Source organism: Caulobacter sp. GW822-FHT07D08, assembly GCF_058798735.1.
The window spans coordinates 1-5,778 of sequence record NZ_JBXAKU010000042.1; the positions used below are offsets into that span (position 1 = coordinate 1).

General features: G+C 54.8%; 3 tRNA genes, 3 rRNA genes and 1 pseudogene. 6 read left to right on the top strand and 1 reads right to left on the bottom strand.

Going from position 1 to position 5,778, the window contains the following annotated elements:
• Positions 1–347 (bottom strand): annotated as a pseudogene (locus AC1RJ9_RS28155) (hypothetical protein); the annotation flags it as partial.
• Positions 348–439: 92 nt separating this feature from the next.
• Between AC1RJ9_RS28155 and AC1RJ9_RS28160 the strand changes: the two are divergent.
• The 6 genes from AC1RJ9_RS28160 (at position 440) to AC1RJ9_RS28185 (ending at position 5,775) form a co-directional block, all read left to right on the top strand.
• A 16S ribosomal RNA gene (locus AC1RJ9_RS28160) occupies positions 440–1,925 on the top strand.
• 192 nt (positions 1,926–2,117) lie between these two features.
• Positions 2,118–2,194 (top strand) — tRNA-Ile (locus tag AC1RJ9_RS28165).
• Between the two features lie 66 nt (positions 2,195–2,260).
• Positions 2,261–2,336 (top strand) — tRNA-Ala (locus AC1RJ9_RS28170).
• A 290-nt stretch (positions 2,337–2,626) separates the two neighbouring features.
• Positions 2,627–5,415 (top strand): 23S ribosomal RNA (locus tag AC1RJ9_RS28175).
• 104 nt (positions 5,416–5,519) lie between these two features.
• Positions 5,520–5,634, top strand: a 5S ribosomal RNA gene (gene rrf, locus AC1RJ9_RS28180).
• Together the 16S, 23S and 5S rRNA genes with 3 tRNA genes alongside form the textbook arrangement of a ribosomal RNA operon.
• Positions 5,635–5,698: 64 nt before the next feature.
• A tRNA-Met gene (locus tag AC1RJ9_RS28185) sits at positions 5,699–5,775 on the top strand.
• The last annotated feature ends 3 nt before the right edge of the window (positions 5,776–5,778 follow it).

A 5,778-nucleotide genomic window follows, 5' to 3' on the forward strand; every position in this document is an offset into this window, starting at 1 on the left:
GCTTCGAGGTTTTCTTCGAGAAATAGCTTGACTGGATTTGGTGGTTTCTTTAGAAGCTGCCGGCTCTGCCGAGGACCTCCGGGTTGGTTGGCGGGTTTGTCGGAAAGTTTTGAAAAAAACGATTTGACACGGAATTCGAGGTTCGCTAGATAGCCGCCTCCGCCGACACCGGGCGTTAAACGGTGGGGCCGCTGAGAGGTGGTTCGGGTCTTTGACATTGTTGATTTGGAAAGAGAAACGCAGGCGGCGGCGCTCTGGCGGTTACCCTTCGAGGTAACCTTCGACGCTGACAAATGCGGTCTCTTGAAGACACCATTAATATGGTGGCTGGCTTTCGGGCTGGTCACTGTGTGATGGGAACTCGTCAAGATACTATGCAAACCAGATACCTGATCCTGGGTTTTCCCCCGGGATTGGAAGTCTGATGTCAATGTCAACTCAACCTGAGAGTTTGATCCTGGCTCAGAGCGAACGCTGGCGGCAGGCCTAACACATGCAAGTCGAACGGATCCTTCGGGATTAGTGGCGGACGGGTGAGTAACACGTGGGAACGTGCCTTTTGGTTCGGAACAACTCAGGGAAACTTGAGCTAATACCGGATAAGCCCTTCGGGGGAAAGATTTATCGCCATTAGAGCGGCCCGCGTCTGATTAGCTAGTTGGTGGGGTAAAGGCCCACCAAGGCGACGATCAGTAGCTGGTCTGAGAGGATGATCAGCCACATTGGGACTGAGACACGGCCCAAACTCCTACGGGAGGCAGCAGTGGGGAATCTTGCGCAATGGGCGAAAGCCTGACGCAGCCATGCCGCGTGAATGATGAAGGTCTTAGGATTGTAAAATTCTTTCACCGGGGACGATAATGACGGTACCCGGAGAAGAAGCCCCGGCTAACTTCGTGCCAGCAGCCGCGGTAATACGAAGGGGGCTAGCGTTGCTCGGAATTACTGGGCGTAAAGGGAGCGTAGGCGGACTGTTTAGTCAGAGGTGAAAGCCCAGGGCTCAACCTTGGAATTGCCTTTGATACTGGCAGTCTTGAGTACGGAAGAGGTATGTGGAACTCCGAGTGTAGAGGTGAAATTCGTAGATATTCGGAAGAACACCAGTGGCGAAGGCGACATACTGGTCCGTTACTGACGCTGAGGCTCGAAAGCGTGGGGAGCAAACAGGATTAGATACCCTGGTAGTCCACGCCGTAAACGATGAGTGCTAGTTGTCGGCATGCATGCATGTCGGTGACGCAGCTAACGCATTAAGCACTCCGCCTGGGGAGTACGGTCGCAAGATTAAAACTCAAAGGAATTGACGGGGGCCCGCACAAGCGGTGGAGCATGTGGTTTAATTCGAAGCAACGCGCAGAACCTTACCACCTTTTGACATGCCCGGACCACCAGAGAGATCTGGCTTTCCCTTCGGGGACTGGGACACAGGTGCTGCATGGCTGTCGTCAGCTCGTGTCGTGAGATGTTGGGTTAAGTCCCGCAACGAGCGCAACCCTCGCGATTAGTTGCCATCAGGTTTGGCTGGGCACTCTAATCGTACTGCCGGAGTTAATCCGGAGGAAGGCGGGGATGACGTCAAGTCCTCATGGCCCTTACAAGGTGGGCTACACACGTGCTACAATGGCGACTACAGAGGGCTGCAATCCCGCGAGGGGGAGCCAATCCCTAAAAGTCGTCTCAGTTCGGATTGTTCTCTGCAACTCGAGAGCATGAAGTTGGAATCGCTAGTAATCGCGGATCAGCATGCCGCGGTGAATACGTTCCCGGGCCTTGTACACACCGCCCGTCACACCATGGGAGTTGGCTTTACCCGAAGGCGCTGCGCTAACTCGCAAGAGAGGCAGGCGACCACGGTAGGGTCAGCGACTGGGGTGAAGTCGTAACAAGGTAGCCGTAGGGGAACCTGCGGCTGGATCACCTCCTTTCTAAGGATGCTTCTCCAGTCTCTCACGAGACTATTGAGGCTCCAATTAGTGCGCTAGACGCACACAAATGAGCGGATCGCCGCCGTCTTCGTTTCTCTTTCCACTTGTTCTGGACCGTCGAGGTTCAGGACACGATCGCGAGCCCTGGAGCGGGTTCAGTCAGACTGACTGGACCTCATCTGAGCGGCCTATGGGCCCGTAGCTCAGTTGGTTAGAGCGCACGCTTGATAAGCGTGAGGTCATAAGTTCAAGTCTTATCGGGCCTACCACTCTTTCCAAACATACGGACCGCACCGACCAGCTCCTGCTGGGCAAGCAACTCACACCGAGTGTGAGGGGCCATAGCTCAGTTGGTAGAGCGCCTGCTTTGCAAGCAGGATGTCGTCGGTTCGAATCCGTCTGGCTCCACCATTTTTCCTCGCAATCCTCGCTACCGCTTCGCTGCTTGAGCGAGGCTAGCTAGTAGGGTTGGGAAATCGCGATCGAGGAATGATCAAGTTTGCAGCGGCGCTTAGCGTCGATGCGAAATGACATTGTGAAGGCAGGGTTCCTCCGCCAACCGTAGCTCACCCCTGGGATACGGACCTGGTTTAAGGATGGACTTAAGAAGACATCATTGTCTGACTAAAGGTAGAGCTCATGCTCGAGACCTTCCCGCGTGACGCGGCTAGGTCTCAAGAGGCATGGGTTTTGCTGAGAACGATCAAGCGCATAAGGGCTTCTGACGGATGCCTTGGCATTGAGAGGCGATGAAGGACGTGGCACGCTGCGATAAGAGCCGGGGAGGCGCGAGCACCCTTTGATCCGGCTATCTCCGAATGGGGAAACCCACCTTTATGGTCACTCCACTTGTTCCTGACTTCGGTCAGGGCCGTAGTGGATGGATCAGAAGAGGTATAATGACCTGAATACATAGGGTTCATTAAGCAAACCCGGGGAACTGAAACATCTCAGTACCCGGAGGAAAGGACATCAACCGAGACTCCCGTAGTAGTGGCGAGCGAACCGGGACCAGGCCAGTGCTGTCGTGACATAAAGCTGAATGTGCTGGGAAGCACAGCCATAGTGGGTGATAGCCCCGTAAGCGTCAAATAGCGACAGACTCGAGTAGGGCGGGACACGTGAAATCCTGTCTGAACATGGGGGGACCACCCTCCAAGCCTAAGTACTCCTCAATGACCGATAGCGAACAAGTACCGTGAGGGAAAGGTGAAAAGCACCCCGACAAGGGGAGTGAAACAGATCCTGAAATCGGAAGCCTACAAGCAGTCGGAGCCACCGCGCGTGGTGACGGCGTACCTTTTGTATAATGGGTCAGCGACTTCATGTGCCGTGCAAGCTTAAGCCGTTAGGTGTAGGCGCAGCGAAAGCGAGTCTGAATAGGGCGAATAAGTACGTCGCATGACGACCCGAAACCAGGTGATCTATCCATGAGCAGGTTGAAGGTAAGGTAACACTTACTGGAGGACCGAACCGGTGAATGTTGAAAAATTCTCGGATGACTTGTGGATAGGGGTGAAAGGCCAATCAAACCTGGACATAGCTGGTTCTCCGCGAAAACTATTTAGGTAGTGCCTCGGACGTATTCCTTGGGGGGTAGAGCACTGGATGGATGCGGGCGGCGCGAGCTGTACCAATTCTAACCAAACTCCGAATACCCAAGAGAACTATCCGGGAGACACACGGCGGGTGCTAACGTCCGTCGTGAAAAGGGAAACAACCCTAACCATCATCTAAGGCCCCCAAGTACTGGCTAAGTGGGAAACGATGTGGGTTTGCTTTGACAACCAGGATGTTGGCTTAGAAGCAGCCATCATTTAAAGAAAGCGTAACAGCTCACTGGTCAAGCGAACCTGCGCGGAAAATGTAACGGGGCTCAAGCCAGTCGCCGAAGGTATGGGTGTGCACTCTGTGCACGCGGTAGCGGAGCGTTCCGTAAGCCGATGAAGGTGAGGCGTGAGCCTTGCTGGAGGTATCGGAAGTGAGAATGCTGACATGAGTAGCGATAAAGAGGGTGAGAGACCCTCTCGCCGAAAGCCCAAGGGTTCCTGCGTAAAGCTAATCTGCGCAGGGTTAGTCGGCCCCTAAGGCGAGGCCGAAAGGCGTAGTCGATGGGAATCAGGTGAATATTCCTGAACCAGTTGGAAGTGACGGATCTGGTAAATTGTCGGGGCTTATTGGATTGCTCCCGGCAGTGAACAGGTCCCTGGAAATAACTCCAACGGAGACCGTACCCGAAACCGACACAGGTGGGCAGGTAGAGTATACCAAGGCGCTTGAGAGAACTGTGCTGAAGGAACTCGGCAAATTGCACGCGTAACTTCGGGATAAGCGTGACTCTCTTTTGGGCAACCAGATGAGAGTGGCACAAGCCAGGGGGTAGCGACTGTTTATCAAAAACACAGGGCTCTGCGAAGCCGCAAGGCGACGTATAGGGTCTGACGCCTGCCCGGTGCCTGAAGGTTAAAAGGAGGGGTGCAAGCTCTGAATTGAAGCCCAGGTAAACGGCGGCCGTAACTATAACGGTCCTAAGGTAGCGAAATTCCTTGTCGGGTAAGTTCCGACCTGCACGAATGGCGTAACGACTTCCCCACTGTCTCCAGCACAGGCTCAGCGAAATTGAATTCCCCGTGAAGATGCGGGGTTCCCGCGGTCAGACGGAAAGACCCTATGAACCTTTACTGCAGCTTCGCCTTGGCGTTAGCAGCAACATGTGTAGGATAGGTGGGAGGCTATGAAACCGGGGCGCCAGTTCCGGTGGAGCCATCCTTGAAATACCACCCTTATTGTTGCTGACGTCTAACCGCGGCCCGTTATCCGGGTCCGGGACATGGCGTGGCGGGCAGTTTGACTGGGGCGGTCGCCTCCCAAAGTGTAACGGAGGCGCGCGATGGTGGGCTCAGACCGGTCGGAAATCGGTCGTCGAGTGCAATGGCATAAGCCCGCCTGACTGCGAGACTGACAAGTCGAGCAGAGACGAAAGTCGGCCATAGTGATCCGGTGGTCCTGCGTGGAAGGGCCATCGCTCAACGAATAAAAGGTACTCTAGGGATAACAGGCTGATTTTGCCCAAGAGTCCATATCGACGGCAAAGTTTGGCACCTCGATGTCGGCTCATCACATCCTGGGGCTGGAGCAGGTCCCAAGGGTTCGGCTGTTCGCCGATTAAAGTGGTACGTGAGCTGGGTTCAGAACGTCGTGAGACAGTTTGGTCCCTATCTGCCGTGGGTGTACGAGACTTGAGAGGATCTGTCCCTAGTACGAGAGGACCGGGATGGACACACCTCTGGTGGACCTGTCATGGCGCCAGCTGTGCAGCAGGGTAGCTAAGTGTGGAATAGATAACCGCTGAAAGCATCTAAGCGGGAAACTAACCTCAAAACAAGGTCTCGCTGAGAGCCGTGGAAGACCACCACGTTGATAGGCCGGGTGTGGAAGTGCGGCGACGCATGGAGCTTACCGGTACTAATAGCTCGATAGGCTTGATCGTTCTTCAGTCAAACCCATGCATAAAGCATGGCTCTACTTCAGACACTGATGTCTTCTTCACAATCCTCAGCCCCTCAAAAGGCTGAGCGATATCCTTTTCGCTGACCTGGTGGCTTTGCCGGGGGTTCCCCACCCGATCCCATTCCGAACTCGGTCGTTAAGTCCCCCTGGGCCAATGGTACTTCGTCTCAAGGCGCGGGAGAGTAGGTCGCCGCCAGGTCCGCCAAAAGGATATCGTCTTCAAGGCCAAAAAACCCTGCATCACAATCTCAACAACACCCTGACGCGGGGTGGAGCAGCCCGGTAGCTCGTCAGGCTCATAACCTGAAGGTCACAGGTTCAAATCCTGTCCCCGCACCCAAGG